General features: G+C 46.6%; 14 protein-coding genes. 7 read left to right on the top strand and 7 right to left on the bottom strand.

Features of this window, described 5'->3' with window-relative positions; translation table 11 throughout:
• Positions 1 to 150: 150 nt before the first annotated feature.
• The 5 genes from VIM87_RS07110 to VIM87_RS07090 form a co-directional block, all read right to left on the bottom strand.
• A complete protein-coding gene (locus VIM87_RS07110; protein WP_331996309.1) occupies positions 151 to 789 on the bottom strand; it encodes a VWA domain-containing protein in 639 nt (212 codons plus the stop codon).
• An 83-nt stretch (positions 790 to 872) separates the two neighbouring features.
• A complete protein-coding gene (locus VIM87_RS07105) occupies positions 873 to 1,427 on the bottom strand; it encodes a TerD family protein (protein WP_331996308.1) in 555 nt (184 codons plus the stop codon).
• A complete protein-coding gene (locus tag VIM87_RS07100) occupies positions 1,412 to 2,236 on the bottom strand; it encodes a phosphoribosyltransferase family protein (RefSeq protein ID WP_331996307.1) in 825 nt (274 codons plus the stop codon). Before VIM87_RS07100 ends, VIM87_RS07105 begins: the two co-directional genes overlap by 16 nt.
• A gap of 6 nt (positions 2,237 to 2,242) precedes the next feature.
• Positions 2,243 to 2,899, bottom strand: a complete 657-nt coding sequence (locus tag VIM87_RS07095; RefSeq protein WP_331996306.1) for an HAD family hydrolase — start codon at positions 2,897 to 2,899, stop codon at positions 2,243 to 2,245.
• A gap of 3 nt (positions 2,900 to 2,902) precedes the next feature.
• Complete coding sequence (locus VIM87_RS07090) at positions 2,903 to 3,562, bottom strand: hypothetical protein (protein ID WP_331996305.1); 660 nt, start codon at positions 3,560 to 3,562, stop codon at positions 2,903 to 2,905.
• Between the two features lie 288 nt (positions 3,563 to 3,850).
• Here VIM87_RS07090 and VIM87_RS07085 point away from each other — a divergent pair, with 288 nt between their 5' ends.
• The 6 genes from VIM87_RS07085 to VIM87_RS07060 all read left to right on the top strand — a co-directional run bounded on the left by VIM87_RS07085 (position 3,851) and on the right by VIM87_RS07060 (position 13,814).
• On the top strand, positions 3,851 to 4,861 hold the full coding sequence (locus tag VIM87_RS07085; protein ID WP_331996304.1) for a LacI family DNA-binding transcriptional regulator: 1,011 nt from the start codon (positions 3,851 to 3,853) through the stop codon (positions 4,859 to 4,861).
• A 205-nt stretch (positions 4,862 to 5,066) separates the two neighbouring features.
• The gene (locus tag VIM87_RS07080) at positions 5,067 to 8,144 is read left to right on the top strand and encodes a TonB-dependent receptor (protein ID WP_331996303.1); all 3,078 of its coding nucleotides are present in this window, start codon (positions 5,067 to 5,069) and stop codon (positions 8,142 to 8,144) included.
• A gap of 18 nt (positions 8,145 to 8,162) precedes the next feature.
• Positions 8,163 to 9,875, top strand: a complete 1,713-nt coding sequence (locus tag VIM87_RS07075) for a RagB/SusD family nutrient uptake outer membrane protein (protein ID WP_331996302.1) — start codon at positions 8,163 to 8,165, stop codon at positions 9,873 to 9,875.
• A gap of 69 nt (positions 9,876 to 9,944) precedes the next feature.
• Positions 9,945 to 11,294 (top strand): sugar porter family MFS transporter, encoded by a 1,350-nt coding sequence (locus tag VIM87_RS07070; RefSeq protein ID WP_331996301.1) that lies wholly within the window; start codon positions 9,945 to 9,947, stop codon positions 11,292 to 11,294.
• Between the two features lie 33 nt (positions 11,295 to 11,327).
• Positions 11,328 to 12,797, top strand: a complete 1,470-nt coding sequence (locus VIM87_RS07065) for a family 43 glycosylhydrolase (RefSeq protein WP_331996300.1) — start codon at positions 11,328 to 11,330, stop codon at positions 12,795 to 12,797.
• An 18-nt stretch (positions 12,798 to 12,815) separates the two neighbouring features.
• The gene (locus tag VIM87_RS07060; RefSeq protein ID WP_331996299.1) at positions 12,816 to 13,814 is read left to right on the top strand and encodes an ROK family protein; all 999 of its coding nucleotides are present in this window, start codon (positions 12,816 to 12,818) and stop codon (positions 13,812 to 13,814) included.
• 389 nt (positions 13,815 to 14,203) lie between these two features.
• Here VIM87_RS07060 and VIM87_RS07055 read toward each other — a convergent pair whose 3' ends face one another.
• A complete protein-coding gene (locus VIM87_RS07055) occupies positions 14,204 to 14,713 on the bottom strand; it encodes a VOC family protein (RefSeq protein WP_331996298.1) in 510 nt (169 codons plus the stop codon).
• A 60-nt stretch (positions 14,714 to 14,773) separates the two neighbouring features.
• Positions 14,774 to 15,160 carry a VOC family protein gene (locus VIM87_RS07050; protein ID WP_331996297.1) on the bottom strand — a complete coding sequence of 129 codons (387 nt, stop codon included), beginning with the start codon at positions 15,158 to 15,160 and terminating at the stop codon, positions 14,774 to 14,776.
• 110 nt (positions 15,161 to 15,270) lie between these two features.
• On the opposite strand from VIM87_RS07050, the gene VIM87_RS07045 reads away from it, so the two are divergent.
• Positions 15,271 to 15,525, top strand: coding sequence for a hypothetical protein (locus VIM87_RS07045; protein WP_331996296.1), 255 nt, complete (start codon positions 15,271 to 15,273; stop codon positions 15,523 to 15,525).
• Positions 15,526 to 15,559: the final 34 nt, after the last annotated feature.

The following is a 15,559-nucleotide window of genomic DNA, read 5'->3' as shown; positions in this document are numbered from 1 at the left end:
CACTTACATACAATGAATCCATGGCCTGTGGATCGGATCTCAGCATACTGATCAGGCCATTAAATCCATTATTCAGCGCCTGTATAGGCTCCCCGTGCATAGAGCCGGAGGTATCCAACAGGAAATAGGCTAATAATCTTCTGGTCATGGCTAAGAAATTATTACTAATTCCGATGGAGGCGGCGGCAGCTGCGCCAGGCCTGTCACCTCTTTTCCGGATTCTTCGACTTTGGTGGAGGTGGTAGATACGGAGGCTGTCACCCACTGGAAAAACTTGGAGATGCTTTCTGAATCGGCATTATCCAGCCGCACTACAGAGGTGGCTATCTGTTTCAGCACGGTGTCGTCTGCATCAAGGCCGGCAGCACAACCTACGATCAGCCCCTTATTCGCCGCTTTGAGTTTATTGTAGCCACGCTGCCAGTCGTCAGTGGGTACACCGTCGGTCATAATAAATACCAGCGGTTTCCAGTCGCCTTTCTGTTCCGGCGTTGTCCTGGCTACTTCATTCTGAAGTTTGTCTGCAAGCAGTTCTAATGCCGCACCCATGGCGGTTACTCCGGAGGCTTTGAGGTCCAACATCCGGAAAGAGGCCAGGTCTGTCAGTGGAATTACCTGCGTGGCAGCGCTATCAAACGTAATAATACTTACAAAGGCAGTTTCAATGGCCTGTGGATTCTGGCGTAACGAGTGGATCATCATCTGTACGCCGTTCTTTACAGCTTCAATCGGTTCTCCACTCATGGAGCCAGACGTATCTAACAGCAGATATACCGGTAGTCTTCTCATTTTACAGGAATTTTTTTGTACGTTTTTTAATGGGGGCCAATGGTTGATCTTTGGCTTGTTCTCTAAATTGACCCCGACAGTTATTAATTGAATTTGTCCAGGTAATCCTGCAGGCCGCCTTTCATGCCTATGCCCACGGCTTCAAATTTCCATTCGCCGTTCTTTTTATATATCCTGCCGAATTCCACCGCGGTTTCTATGGAGAAATCTTCTTCCAGCTCATATTTTAGCAGCTCTTCGTTGGTATCTGTGTTAAAAATGCGGATGAATGAATTACGTACCTGCCCAAAGTTCTGGTTGCGGGCGGCAGCATCATGAATCGTAATAACGACACATATTTCGCTGGCACCCGGATCAATTTTAGAGAGGTCCACGATTATTTGTTCATCGTCGCCTTCTGCATCGCCCACCAGGTTGTCGCCGGTATGCATTACAGATTCATTGGGAGATTGCAGGTTGTTGTAGAAAACAAAATGCCGGTCAGACAGCAGTTTCCTGTTCTCTCCTAAAATAAAAGCGGATGCATCGAGATCAAATGCGCTGCCGGTATCGGAGCTGTTGGCGTCCCAGCCAAGTCCTACCGTAAACTTTGGAGCCCGCAGGCTTTCCCTTTGTCCTTTGATCAGGTTAATTGACATGATTTTTCAGTTTTTAGTTTGGAAATATTTTCCTGGTAATTTTTTACCTGGTGATAATTATTGCTGATGGCGAGGTGCAGTAATTCGCTGCGTTTTTTCCTGCTGATATTGGTAATCACTTCCGTAAATGCCGGGCTGTCCAGCAGCAGTATATACTTCACCAGGCGCGTATTGAAGCAGAAGCTTGCACTATTCATAATGCGGATAATATCGCGCGCCGTTTTTACATCGAAGTAATTGTAAAAATTTTCTATGCTGGGATGAACAGCAGTGTTTATCAGTTCCGCGAAATAGAGGAAGACGAATTGCCCGTTTACGTTATACTGTTTCAGGATCTTGTTGACTGTATGCTCATGGCTGCCGGTGATTCTTATATCATCCAGGAAGATGCAAAGCTTGCCGGAGACCAGGTTCCGGTCAAGATAATACGTATCGTTGGAGATTAGCTGCACACGTTGCTCGTAGTCCATATTCCCGTAATCTTCCACATAGGTCTGGTGCCGGTATATTTTGCTCTCATTGCATGCAGGCCGCTGATGCCTGAACAGGAAGTTATTGAGGTGCTTTTTAAAAAAGACACAGAGAAAATTGGAGGCAGTGGGAATAGCATAGTAGGGGCTTGGAAGCAGGATCACCTCCTTGTGAGCAAGGATAAGGTCAGCATGCTTTGCAATAAAACCATCAAATAATTCCTTTGCAAATTCTTCCGCATAGCATGTTTGCCCGAATTTAAAACGGCTGTATTCCAGCGCAGAGAATGGGGGATTATATGCGTTGTCAATTTTGTGAAGACTATATCTCAGGTTCATAGTTTGTTATATTAACATGGCTTTGAATCCATAATTGATGGCGCCCTGGTAATCTGCCGCCGGATTATCGCCGATATGCAGTATGTCTGGCTTACTCAACGGGCGAATGGCGGTTGCATGCCGGAATACGAGATCAAAGGCGCCGGCGGCGGGTTTGGAAAATCCCGTTTCATCAGAATACAGCTGGAATGAAATGAATTCAGACAATTCATAGTGATCAAGCAGCCTCCTTAGTATTGCGCCTTTAATGAAAGCGGTGTTGCTTAGGATGCTAATGGTTCTTCCCGCTGTTTTTATTGCCTGAAAATAGCTGCGGATGCTGCTGTTAATGAGTACAGGCTTGTAATGCATGAACAGCTGGTCTGTCTCTGCCTGGAAGCTGGTTATTTCCTCTTGGGTAAGCTCATTAATGTTTACATTTAATTCATGCAGTACCTGGCAGTATATCTGTTCGGCATGGATGTGCTGTCCGGTAATTTCGCTGATCCTGTTGGCTAGCACGTCATGATGCCGTATTACCCGGGCTACTTTTTCAAGCGGTTCGCCGATCGCAAAGAACGATTTGAACAGGGCATTTCTCCTGGCCTTAAATGCCGGGTTAGAACGGATGAGCGTTAACCATAAATCGAACGAAAAATGACAGCAGGAGGCAGGGATTTTCATAGGTTACTTGGAGCCGGCGCCCCATTTTAATCCCCATTTATATGTTTTATCACATTCACCGTGGCCGGGGTGAAAGGTGACCAGCTTTTTTACGCTGATGGTGTTGCTGGAAAACTGGATCTCTGCGATGGCGCAGAAATTATGAAAACTGGCCAGTTTTCCCATTTGCACTTCAATGTCGGCTATACCCGGTACGTTAACCGTTACAACCGCGTTCGTCTCCTGCCAATTGGCTACGCCGTTATAAATGAAGCAATAGATGACGATGCGTTTCAGATCGCGCATGCCCTGGGGGTTCACAATAATATTCTCCCCCGATCCGGCAGCTGCGCCCCTGTCGTCGCCGGTGTGCCATATCCACGGAGCGGCGGTATACCTCCCCTGCCGGGTATGTTTGTCTTTGGGCCCGCCCAGGCCTTTGGCGAATTGCAGGCCGTCAATTACATTTTTTTCGCCGCTGTTCAGTTCATAGAAACAGCCGAGGTCCAGGTCAACGTCAGCACTCCCGCCAAAGATATTGCCGAACATGCCCCTTTTGGTTACTTTCGACCAGTTCAGGTTGATATTGATCTCCTGCGTGAGACTGTCATGTTTTTTGGAGAGATCGATAACATGCGAGTCACCTGTTTTTTCCAGGGTGATTTTCTGAATGTTGACTGCCATAGTTACTGAGTTTTATGTTGGTTGCTTTTTACCATCGCATTGCCTGTAACTGGTTACGATGACATTACGGTTTCAAAAATAGTGTTGCTGTTTGAGGCTATTTTACGGGAAGCCGTAAACGGCTGGTATGCAGCATTAATTACTCTTCCCCGTTATTCGTCACACGGGTGATTGCCATTTTCCCGGTATTATTAAACCGGTAAATCAAATTAATTTGTTTTAATCGTTTAAAGTATTACTTTTAACCTACATTGAGATGCCGGCTTAACTAACAGGCAGAAATTTGCTATGAAAAAAAAGGTTGCCTTGAAAGATATTGCAAAGGAACTGGGTGTTTCCACCGCGCTTGTTTCTTATGTAATGAACAACCAGGAGATAGAAAAAGGAGTTAATAAGGAATCTGCTGTTAAGATCAGGGAAGTTGCTGCCAGGTTGAATTACAGGCCTAACCAGATTGCAAAGAGCCTGAAAACAAATAAAACATACACCATAGGATTAATAGTAGCAGATATAGCGTACCGTTTTACAACCGGTATTACAAGGGCCATTGAAGCAGAGGCTAAGAAGAATAAATACACGGTTATATTCGGAAGTTCTGATGAGAATAAAGAGAAGTTCCATGAGCTGGTGAATGTGCTGGTCAACCGGCAGGTAGACGGATTGATCCTGGTGCCGGTAGAACATTCTGAACCGGAGATCGAGTCCCTGGAAAAGAATGACATTCCGTTTGTGCTGATCGACCGCTTTTTCCCGGGACTGGACGCTAACCTGGTGGCCATCGATAATTATAAGGCCGCTTATCAATGTACCATGCACCTGGTGAAACACGGGTATAAAAAGCCGGCTTTTGTTAATTATAAGACCGGGCTTTTTCACCTGCAGGAACGTACCAGGGGTTATGAGCAGGCGCTGAAAGACAGCGGAATAAAGCCCGGTAAGCCGGCTATTCTTGAGATACGGGAAAAGCATCTTGAAGAAGATATTAAAAAAGGTATTAAGCAGCTGACTGTCCAGGGGGCCGACAGCGTGTTCTTTGCAACAGATATATTAGCCATCCACGGGTTAAAGAATATTAATGCCATGAAGATTAAAGTGCCGCAAGAGCTGGGAGTGGTCAGCTTCGATGAATCGGAAGCTTTTGAGCTGTTCGGTTGCCCGATCACCCATGGCAGGCAGCCTATAGAAGACATTGGAAAACAGGCAGTAACAACCCTGCTGGATCTTGTGAATAACAGTAAGGTAAAACGTAAAATCATACTGGAATCAGACTTTGTAAAAGGAAAAAGCTGCGGGGAATAATATAGTCTGTTCCTTCTTTCAGCCCGGTAACGGGTTTTTTCAGCATAAAAATTTTAAACGATTAAGGAAAGCTTTCCGGTTTTGGATCTTTCCTTTTATCGGCCCGGTTATTTTAAACGATTAAAGTCATGATCCACGGCACAACATACTGATCCGGCACACAGATCAGATCTGACATTTTTCACGGTTTACAAATTCAAACGTTATGAAACTATCTCTAATGCTTGTTATGCTGCTGCTATGCACGATTGCATCAGCCCAGCAAAAAATAACCGGTACGGTTATTCATAAAGAAACGAATGTTCCGTTAGTGGGAGTATCGGTCCAGAGCAAAGGACAGACCACTGTTACCGATACCTCCGGCCACTACTCCATCACAGCACGTTCAGGCGAAAGCCTCGCATTTTCCTATGTCGGTATGAAAACATTAATACTCGTTGCGCCGGCATCGGGTACCTTAAATGCTTCCCTGGAAAGCAGCCTCAATGATCTTAACCAGGTGGTGGTAACCGGCTACCAGACACAGAAAAAAGCAGATCTTACCGGCGCAGTTGCGGTAGTAGATCTTAAACAGGTTAAGGATGTTCCGCTGGGAAACCCCGTTAAAGCCCTGCAGGGCCGTATTCCCGGCGTTTTTATCACAACCGATGGTTCACCGGCCAGCGGCGCCACAGTAAGGATAAGGGGAATAGGTACGCTTGGCAACAATAACCCGCTGTATGTAATTGACGGTATTCCTTCTGAAAGAGGGCTGAATGAGATCAATCCGGCCGATATTGAATCCATGCAGGTGCTGAAAGATGCATCCTCCGCTACTATTTATGGCTCCAGGGCTGCAAATGGTGTGATCATCATCACCACCAAAAAAGGGAAAACAGGCGCCACCCGCATAGATTTCAATTCGTCCGTATCTACGCAGAGCTACCAGACAAAACTCAGCGTGCTGAATACGGAGGAAAGAGGCAGAGCCTTGTGGCAGGCGGCCATCAATGACGGCGTTGATCCCAATACTGCAAGCCCTATTTATAAATTCCAGACAGGCACTCAAAACGGTAAACCGGTATTGGAAAAAGTAATTCTGCCCGAATACATTGATGCTGCCAAGACCATGAAGCCGGCGGATACCCGTTGGTATAACGAGATCTCCCAGGTTTCACTGATCAAAAGCAACGATCTCACCATTTCCAGCGGCAGCGAAAAAGGAAATTCCCTGTTCTCCGTGGGCTACTATGATAACACAGGAATTGTAAAGAGCAGTTCATTGAAACGCCTGACTGCCAGGATCAATACCGAATATCATATGCTGGATGATAAGCTCACCGTCGGGCAGAACTTTTCAGGAACTTTTACAACCGGCACACTTGTCCCTGCGGAAGATATCGTAGGCCTGGCACTGTTATCCCAGCCCATTGTTCCGGTGCATACGCTAACGGGTGGCTGGGGCGGCCCCGCTCCCGGAATGACCGACCGTCAGAATCCCGTTCGCCTTATTGAAGATAATAAGCAAAACAAATCAAGGTTCTACCGGCTATTCGGTAATGCCTATGCTAACCTGCAGGTGCTGCCTGTGCTGAAGCTCAGATCCAGTATCGGTATCGACTATGCAGGCACTTATCAGAGAACCCTGAGAAGATCCTACACCTCAGGTTTTCTTTCAGACCCTTCCAACCAGGTAAATACTTCCCAGGCTTATTCAGGCAACTGGGTATGGCAGAATACACTCGACTTTAATAAAACCATCCATAAGCACGCGATCAATGCGCTGGTGGGCAGTGAATTAATTAAATACATGTCGCAGGACTTCTTCGGCTCCCGCCAGGGTTATGCTTTGGAGAATATCGACTACGCCTACTTAAACGCAGGTTCTTCCAATAAAGACAATGGCGGCAGCGGTTCAGCCAACGCTTTACTTTCTTTCTTCGGCAAGGTGAACTATGTATACGATACCCGTTACCTGCTTTCTGTTATTGTAAGGCGTGACGGCTCTTCCAGGTTCGGCTCTGAAAACCATTTCGGTACCTTTCCCGCAATTTCAGCCGGCTGGCGGTTAAGTGAAGAATCATTTATCAAAAATTCCCAGTCCTTTATCTCTGACCTGAAAATACGGTATGGCTGGGGTAAAACCGGTAACCAGGCCATTGCCGATAATGCCATTTACGATCTGTATTCCGCTATCTATGGAACGGATCCCACCTGGGACAGGGATCAGGGATCAGCCTACGATATTAACGGCGGCAATTCCGGACAATTACCCGCAGGCTTTACCAAAACCCAGCGCGGAAATAAATCGCTGAAATGGGAATCTACCACGCAATCAAACTTTGGTATTGATTACGGATTCTTTGACCAGAAACTTTCCGGCTCCCTTGACTATTTCATCAAGAAAACCTCCGATATCCTGCTGACACCTCCCAGCCTTGCTGTCATCGGTGAAGGCGGCGATCCTACCGTAAACGGGGCTTCCATGGTCAACAAAGGCTTTGAAGGCATTATCAATTATGAAGGTAAGATTGGCAATGAGGTCAGCTTCACATTATCTTTTAACATTGCCACCTATCGTAATAAAATAACCAGGCTTCCTGAAAACTCACTGACGGCCTTCCCGGGTAACGGCAACGATAAAGTGATCCTTAACCGTTCGGTGAACAGTTTCTATGGTTATGTTGCTGATGGTATTTTCCAGAACCAGGAAGAAGTGGATAAGGCAGCCGCTCAGAACGGGAAAGGCATTGGCAGGATCCGCTACAAGGATCTGAACGGAGATGGTGTGATCAATGGTAATGACCGGGATTACATCGGTATCGCTGATCCTGATTTTACCTATGGGTTCAACGCCACTTTCGCCTGGAAAAATTTTGATATCAGCCTGTTCTTTCAGGGTGTGAAAGGGGTGATGGTGAACAACGGCACAAAGATCTACACTGATTTTTCCTCCCTGTGGCCAGGTACCAACTGGGGAAGCAGAACGCTGAATGCCTGGACGCCTGATAACCCCTCCTCCTCTATCCCGGCGCTTACACTGGTGGACAGGAACGACGAGGGGCGTTTCTCTACTTACTACCTGGAACCGGGTTCGTATATCCGTCTCAGAAATATTCAGGCAGGGTATGATCTCAGCGCACTCTCCAACCGTATCCGTATCAAAAGGGCAAAGGTTTATCTGCAGAGCAGCAACCTGCTTACCATCAAGAGTAAAAAGTTCACAGGGCCCGATCCGGAAGCGCCTAACAGCACTTACCCGATCCCGGTGATCTGGACTTTGGGTTTGAATGTTTCTCTTTAATCTTTCAACTTGTTAAAAATGAAATTCCATCTGTATATTCTGTCAGGATTGGTAATATGCCTGTTCTCTTGCGGTAAGGTACTTGATCACACGCCGCAGGGTGTTATTTCAGGGCAGGATCTCAATACGCCTGAAAACGTTGAAAAAATGGTGATCGCAGCTTATTCGGGGCTGGGCAACGATAATATTCATACTTCCTTTTCCCTGTGGCCCTGGGGCAGCATGCGCAGTGGCGACGCCTATAAAGGAGGCGATAGTCCCGGTGATAATACCGACTGGCACAACTACGAGATCTTTTCCGGCAACCGGCCGGAGCTTGGAAATACCGATCAAATGTGGTATTACCTGTATGTTGGAATATCCAGGGCCAACGATGCATTAAGGCGAATGAACAGCCTGGATTCAACCGTTTTTCCTAAAAAGAAGATCCGTCAGGCAGAAGCCATGTTTATAAGAGGGCATTTTTATTTCCTGCTGAAAGTATTGTTCAAACGGGTGCCCTTCATCGATGAGAACCTTGCAGAGAAAGACTATGGTACTGTTTCCAATGTTACCTTGAGCAATGATGAGCTCTGGGATAAGATAGCTGCCGACTTCAGATTTGGAGTGGATAACCTGCCGGAAACGCAGCCTGAAAAAGGAAGGGCAAATAAAAGCGCCGCTGCCGCCTATCTTGCCAAAACCCTGCTGTACCAGGCCTATGTGCAGGATGATATGAATAACGTGGTTTCTATTGATGCGCAGAAACTGACTGAAGCGCTCAACCTCTGTGACCAGGTGATCAATTCAGGTAAGTATATTTTGAATGATGATTTCGCAAAAAACTTCCTGACACAGTTTGAAAACAGCAAAGAATCTGTTTTTGCCGTGCAGTTCTCCAAAGATGATGGTACGCCGAAAGGCAGGTTGAACATGGGAGTTGCCTTAAACTACCCTATGAACCGGGAGTTTGGATGCTGTGGTTTTCACCTGCCCAGCCAGGACCTGGTAAACGCATTCAAAACAGATAACAACGGCCTGCCGATGTTTGATCACTTTAATGATACCGATGCAAAAGAGGGCGCAGATTTCACCGCCAATACATTTGATCCGCGGCTGGACCATACAGTGGCAATTCCAGGCCACCCATACAAATACAGCAGCTACATTTACCAGAAAACATGGGCAAGGGCGCCACAGATCTACGGTTATTTTTCATCACTGAAAGAAACGGTGGCACCGGATGATCCATCATTCCAGAAGATCCCTCCGTTCATGTCGAGCTCAAAAAATACAGATGTGATACGTTACGATGATGTATTATTATGGAAAGCGGAAATACTGATACAATTGAACAGGCAGAATGAGGCTTTGCCGCTGATCAATGCTGTCAGGGCAAGGGCACAAAGCAGTACAGCGCATCTCCGGTATCCCAATGGAACCTATTATTCGAGCTATAAGGTAGGCACCTATCAGCCGGGTGTGAACTGTACGTGGACAAAAGACTTTGCCTGGAAGGCTTTGGTATGGGAAAGAAGGCTGGAGTTTGCAATGGAAGGTAACCGCTTTTTTGACCTTGTAAGATGGGGCATTGCGGCAGATTATCTTAACAGGTATTTTACAGGTGAATCGGCCAAACGGGTTTACCTGAAAGACGCGAAGTTCACTAAAAATAAGGATGAATATCTGCCCATTCCGTTGAACCAGCTGAATTACAGCCGGGGCGTGTATAAACAGAATACAGGATGGTAAGGCAAAGCAGGATGAGTATTTTACAACAGATTCAACATAAACTATATGGGCATTAAACGTAACGTTCTTTTGATCGCAGTGATTGCAGCAACCGGCGGATTACTTTTTGGTTTTGATACAGGCGTGATATCCGGGGCACTACCCTTTCTTAAACAGCATTGGCAGCTGAAAGATGAAAGCCTGGAATGGGTGACCACCACCGTATTGATAGGGGCTGTGATCGGGGCTTTGGGCAGTGGTAAACTTTCAGATATGCTTGGCCGTAAGAAAATGATCATCGTCAACGCAATTATCTTTTCTGCCGGTGCATTGGGCTGCGCTTTTGCATGGAATATCGTTGCGTTAATGTTCATGCGTATGGTGATCGGCGTGGCCATTGGCATCACCTCGTATGTTGTACCCATGTACATCGCGGAAATATCGCCGGTCCGTTACCGGGGTGCATTGGTAACCATGAACCAGCTGATGATCACCATTGGTATACTGGCATCCTACATAGTTGACTATTTCCTGTCAGATGATGCCAATACAGCTTCCTGGCGATGGATGTTCCTCGCAGGATTTATTCCGGGTATTGTGCTGCTGGCAGGCATGTTCTTTTTGCCTGAATCGCCCAGGTGGCTTACCAGTAAAGGGCGCTGGGATGAAGGAAAGCGTATCCTGGAAAAGACAGAGGATCCCGGCCTGGTAGAACAGGCGTTGCAGGACCTGCGGAAGGAAATGACTGTGGCTTCCCAACAAAAGGGTGAGCTTAAGGAAATAATGAAACCCTGGTTACGTCCGGCCCTGATAATTACTATTGGTATTTTCTTCTTCCAGCAATGCTCCGGTGTAAATACCATTATTTACTACTCCCCCATCATTTTCCAGATGGCAGGCATCGTAAGTAATGCTGATTCCATATTGCCGGCCATTGTTATCGGTACGGTAAATGTACTGGCTTGCTTTGTGTCCGTATTGTTGCTGGACAAGGTAGGGAGAAGAAAGCTGTACATGATAGGTATCAGCGGTATGGCTCCGTCCCTGGTGCTGCTTGGATGCTGTTTTTACTTCAAAGAAGCACTGGGCCCCAATCTACCTTTCTTTGCAGTATTAAGCATTGTATGCTACATTATTTTTATAGCCATTAGCCTGGCGCCATTAGGATGGTTGCTTATCTCGGAAATATTTCCTTTGTCGGTGCGTGGTGTAGGTATGAGCATAGGCTCACTTGCCCACTGGGGTTTCAATGCCGTTATTGCATTTACTTTTCTGAAGCTGGTAAATTCTGTTGGTGTATATGCAACCTTTCTGGGCTATGCAGTGATCTGCATCGCCGGCATTATCTGGGGTTATTTTTACATCCCGGAAACCAGGGGCAAATCGCTGGAGTATATTGAGAATGCCTGGCGGGAAGGAAAGAAGCCGGCAGAGATATAAATGTTATTACAGATGATCTAATAAATCCGTTATATGAAAAAATTGAAGATGGTATTTGTGGCAACGCTTTTAACATTGTTTGCCAAAGCTCAGTTTATCAACAGCTTCCACCCGGAGCAGGAGCCAACGAATAATATACAGTATTTCAAACCATCAGGGAACCTGTTTGTAGGCGACTGTATCCCTTTCTATCACGATGGTACTTATTACCTGTACTGGTTACTGGACTCTGCCCACCATTCAGCGCTGAACGGATTGGGCGGCCACCAGTGGACTTTAAGCACATCCCGTGATCTGAAGTCCTGGAAGCATTACCCCGTTGTACTGGGCATAGACGAAGACTGGGAAAAATCTATCTGTACCGGCTCGGTAGTATATTATAACAAAAAGTTCTATGCCTTTTATGCAACCAGGCTAATAGATGCTGAAGGTCATGTAAATGAGCAGCTGAGCTATGCCATCAGCGATGACGGTATTCATTTTAACAAGCAAAAACCCAATCCTTTTTATACTTCAGCTCCCGGTTATAATAAGCGTAATTTCAGGGACCCGAAAGTGACCGTAGATGAAGCCGGTGTGTTTCACCTGTTTGTTTCTTCGGCAAAGGAGAATGCTTTTACCGCTGAAAACGGGGCACTGGTGCATTTAACATCGAAGAACCTGAAAGACTGGAAGGTAAATGAGCCGCTCCTGTACGGGCAGGCAGATGTACCCGAATGCCCGGATTATTTTCTTTGGAATGGCTGGTATTACCTGGTCTATGGAAGAGCCGGGAATACCTTTTACCTGAAATCACGAAAGCCTTACGGCCCCTGGGAGTATCCCCGCTATCAGGCCCTGGATGAGGACTGGGTGAATGTTGCCAAAACCGCACAATTCAATAATGGCCGCAGGATCGTTGCAGGATGGATCCCCAGCAAAAAGGATAATAAAGATTGGGAACATGAAATATTTGGTGGTAACATTGTAATACGCGAGCTTACCCAGGAAAAGGATGGCACCCTGAATACAGGCCTGCCCGTTGAAGGCTTACCGGCTGTTGGCGCAAATGTTACCCTGGCTGCCACTGCCGGAACGCATGCGGTAAAAGAAGGTGCAAACAATTATGTGATCAATACAGCGGACGGGCTGGATGCCGTATTCTTTGAAAATATACCCACAGACTGTTACATCACTTTTGATATGGAGGTAAATGTCAGCACAGAAAACTGGGGGCTTTTCCTGCGCAGTAATAAGAACGGCGGCGAAGGTTATAAGCTGGAATTTTCAGCCATCAACAGGCAGGTAAAACTGGCGGGCACCACCATCAATGCGGTGGAAGATATGAATAGGAAGACCAGCGTACAGGTAGTCATGAAAGGTGATATCATCGACGTATGCATAGGTGGTAAACGTTGTATAGTAAACAGGCTGTCCGAACAAAAAGGGACTGTCCTGGGCTTATTTGCCAAACACGGAAAAGTTACGTTCAGTAACCTGGCCGTTGCCTCATTAAAACCATAAAAGTAAATCGTACAGCTAATGATCTTAGGATTTGATATAGGAGGAACCAAGTGTGCGGTAATATTGGGAGAAGAAAAAAGCGGCGACAGACTGGAGATCAGAGACAAGATAACAGTACCCACAGACAGGCCGGTGTATGAAATGATCGCTGCCTTATACGAACATGCCGGGGCTTTGCTGGAAAGAAATGCTATTGAACCGGATGCCCTTCAGGGCATTGGCATCAGCTGCGGAGGGCCGTTGAGCAGCAAGCGGGGAGTGATATTGTCACCGCCCAATTTGCCGGGCTGGGATAATGTTCCCATTGTTGAGATGACCAGCAAAAGGTTTCATAAACCTGTATTGTTGCAAAATGACGCCAATGCAGGCGCCATGGCCGAATGGAAGTATGGGGCGGGTAAAGGATATGACAACCTGGTATTCCTGACTTTCGGAACAGGTATGGGAGCCGGACTTATTTTAAATGGAAGATTGTATTCCGGGACAGCTGACCTGGCGGGAGAAACAGGTCACATGCGCCTGTCAGATATGGGCCCGGTTGGTTTTGGCAAAGCCGGCTCTTTCGAAGGCTGGTGCAGTGGCGGCGGTATTGCGCAACTGGCGCAAATCCGCGTCCGCCAGCAGCTGCAGATGGGCAAACAAGTGTCCTTCTGCGGGCGGCTGGAGGATCTGCCGGGACTAAATGCCAAATTGGTTGCGGAAGCAGCTTATAAAGGCGATGCTACGGCTCTTGAGATCTACAGGGATTGTGGTACTTACCTGGGCAAAGCGCTGGCTTTACTGATAGACATACTGAACCCGGAAATCATATTATTGGGTAGTATTTACGGCAGGGCCCAATCGTTACTGGAACCTGCGATGAGGGCGGTCCTGGAAAAAGAGGCCCTCCGGGCATCTTATGAAGCATGTAAAATAATGCCTGCCAGCCTGGCTGAAAATATTGGAGACATAGCAGCATTATCATTAGCTGTACAGGCAGCGGCAAATAAGACGTTTTTCAGCACGTACCCAATGTAGCGGTTATGCTAATAACCAAACTTTATCACGCTACGGTAGCAGGCTCACTTTGTGCGGCCCAATGCTGATGGAGAAGTGCATACCCGGCATACTTATAACAAACCTGAATAACAGCTTTGTAACATACTGCCTGAACAAGGCATTATTCTTAGCATAAGATAATGTCCTTTTTTGCACCGTCCTACACCTTGCCCAATTAATATTGTAGCTATGTGTACCCTCTTCTATAGTGAAGCTGATCGTTATTCGGATCAGCTACTGTTAGTGCATAAGAGACTTCTTTAAATCAGCCAAAGAGATACCAGCGGAAAAGGTTTCAATTAAAGAGCGGTTAGCTTTCAGTCCCCGCACCGAAAACTAACCGCTGCAATATATCTGCCGGGAGGCCCTCAGCGGGCCTTCTCCATTTGCTTAATCGCGCCCCATCCTTCCGGCGTAATACCCATAATCTCAGTGGCAACGCCCAGCGTTTGATAAGTGTCAAAGAAAGCCATTCGTGCTATGGGGTGATCTACCTCACTGATGACCGCATAACCCTGCTCGCGCAGATCGCCGGTAACCCGCTCAAAATCACTAACCGGCATACGGAATGCAAGATGCTGTGTACCGCCTGCGGGATATTTTGCAAGATAGTCATGGAACATGCTTTGCCCCGAAAGAGGTTGAACAAGCTCGATGAAGGTGCCACCGTTATAGGTCTGCGTGGTTAGCCATTCAGCGGCTGCAACCTTGCCATAATAGGTCATATCCAGGTCCTGTGCACGAACATGTTCCGGTTCGGGAAAGCCGGCGATCCCCAGGGCGTTTGAAAGGAATTTTACGGCGGCGTGAATATCCGGAACTACCCAGCCGATCTGTGCGAGCTCCAGCCCTGCGATAGTGTTGTTAATACTGCTCATAATTGTTTGCTGTTAGGTTATGTCCGGCCTAAACTGAATTTTAGCCGGACAAGCGTAATACTACATTTGAAATACATTGAACTTATGGCCATCAGGATCCGCAAATACGAAACCATAATATCCTTTTCCAAACTCTTCCGGCCTGGAAACGATGGTTCCCCCGGCTTGCTGCACCTCTTTTTCCCAATTATCAACCGCTTCCTTCGTCTCTGCAGAAAGGGTAAAAATAATTTCATTCCCCGCTTTTGTATCAATGATAGCTCCCTTCATGCCGGGTTCAAGCGCATCCTTCAGAAAGAAATGGATGATAAAGTTCTCCTCTCCAAAGAAAAAGCTGGTCAGCTGGCCGGAATCACCGTTATGTTTAAATCCGAGCTGCTTATAGAATTTAGTGGTCCGCTCTAAATCCTGTACACTGAAATTGGCCCATATTTTTTTGGTGTTCATAAACTAAAGGTTTTATGTTTAATTCTTTTTGATACGATGATTGCATGCACGATCCCGGGACGAGCCAGGCAATTTATAAAGATCCGGCTGCTTTTAAAATGCCGGTTAACATGCTAAGATCAGTTTCAAAGATAGACCATGGGCCTGTCAATGAGGGTGGCTGTTTGCGTAATTTTACAGGGCTGTTTCCGTCATTCTCAAACCGGCCCATAAATGTTGACAACCTGCAGCACCCTGATTCCTCATGGCTGCCGGTTATTTTTCTTTGCGGGCAAAGCAATATGGAAGGCATTAAACCCGACAACGATGTTCCGGAAATAGCTTTAGAGCAACCGAAAAATATCTACGTTTTTTATAAGGATTGAGGCGCTTGAATACAGGAAAAATAACAGCTGGAGA

Origin of the sequence: Chitinophaga sp., assembly GCF_036569125.1 — a bacterium.
Classification (GTDB): Bacteria; Bacteroidota; Bacteroidia; order Chitinophagales; family Chitinophagaceae; genus Chitinophaga.
The sequence above is the reverse complement of the archived record's forward strand: the minus strand, read 5'-3'. Positions and strand labels throughout refer to the sequence as shown.

Excerpts from the sequence above, each read along its gene's own strand:
- VIM87_RS07080 (WP_331996303.1), top strand. The coding sequence starts at position 5,067 with ATGAAACTATCTCTAATGCTTGTTATGCTGCTGCTATGCACGATTGCA.
- VIM87_RS07100 (WP_331996307.1), bottom strand. The coding sequence starts at position 2,236 with ATGAACCTGAGATATAGTCTTCACAAAATTGACAACGCATATAATCCC.
- VIM87_RS07095 (WP_331996306.1), bottom strand. The coding sequence starts at position 2,899 with ATGAAAATCCCTGCCTCCTGCTGTCATTTTTCGTTCGATTTATGGTTA.
- VIM87_RS07055 (WP_331996298.1), bottom strand. The coding sequence starts at position 14,713 with ATGAGCAGTATTAACAACACTATCGCAGGGCTGGAGCTCGCACAGATC.
- VIM87_RS07045 (WP_331996296.1), top strand. The coding sequence starts at position 15,271 with ATGCTAAGATCAGTTTCAAAGATAGACCATGGGCCTGTCAATGAGGGT.
- VIM87_RS07075 (WP_331996302.1), top strand. The coding sequence starts at position 8,163 with ATGAAATTCCATCTGTATATTCTGTCAGGATTGGTAATATGCCTGTTC.
- VIM87_RS07110 (WP_331996309.1), bottom strand. The coding sequence starts at position 789 with ATGAGAAGACTACCGGTATATCTGCTGTTAGATACGTCTGGCTCCATG.
- VIM87_RS07060 (WP_331996299.1), top strand. The coding sequence starts at position 12,816 with ATGATCTTAGGATTTGATATAGGAGGAACCAAGTGTGCGGTAATATTG.
- VIM87_RS07090 (WP_331996305.1), bottom strand. The coding sequence starts at position 3,562 with ATGGCAGTCAACATTCAGAAAATCACCCTGGAAAAAACAGGTGACTCG.
- VIM87_RS07085 (WP_331996304.1), top strand. The coding sequence starts at position 3,851 with ATGAAAAAAAAGGTTGCCTTGAAAGATATTGCAAAGGAACTGGGTGTT.
- VIM87_RS07050 (WP_331996297.1), bottom strand. The coding sequence starts at position 15,160 with ATGAACACCAAAAAAATATGGGCCAATTTCAGTGTACAGGATTTAGAG.
- VIM87_RS07065 (WP_331996300.1), top strand. The coding sequence starts at position 11,328 with ATGAAAAAATTGAAGATGGTATTTGTGGCAACGCTTTTAACATTGTTT.
- VIM87_RS07105 (WP_331996308.1), bottom strand. The coding sequence starts at position 1,427 with ATGTCAATTAACCTGATCAAAGGACAAAGGGAAAGCCTGCGGGCTCCA.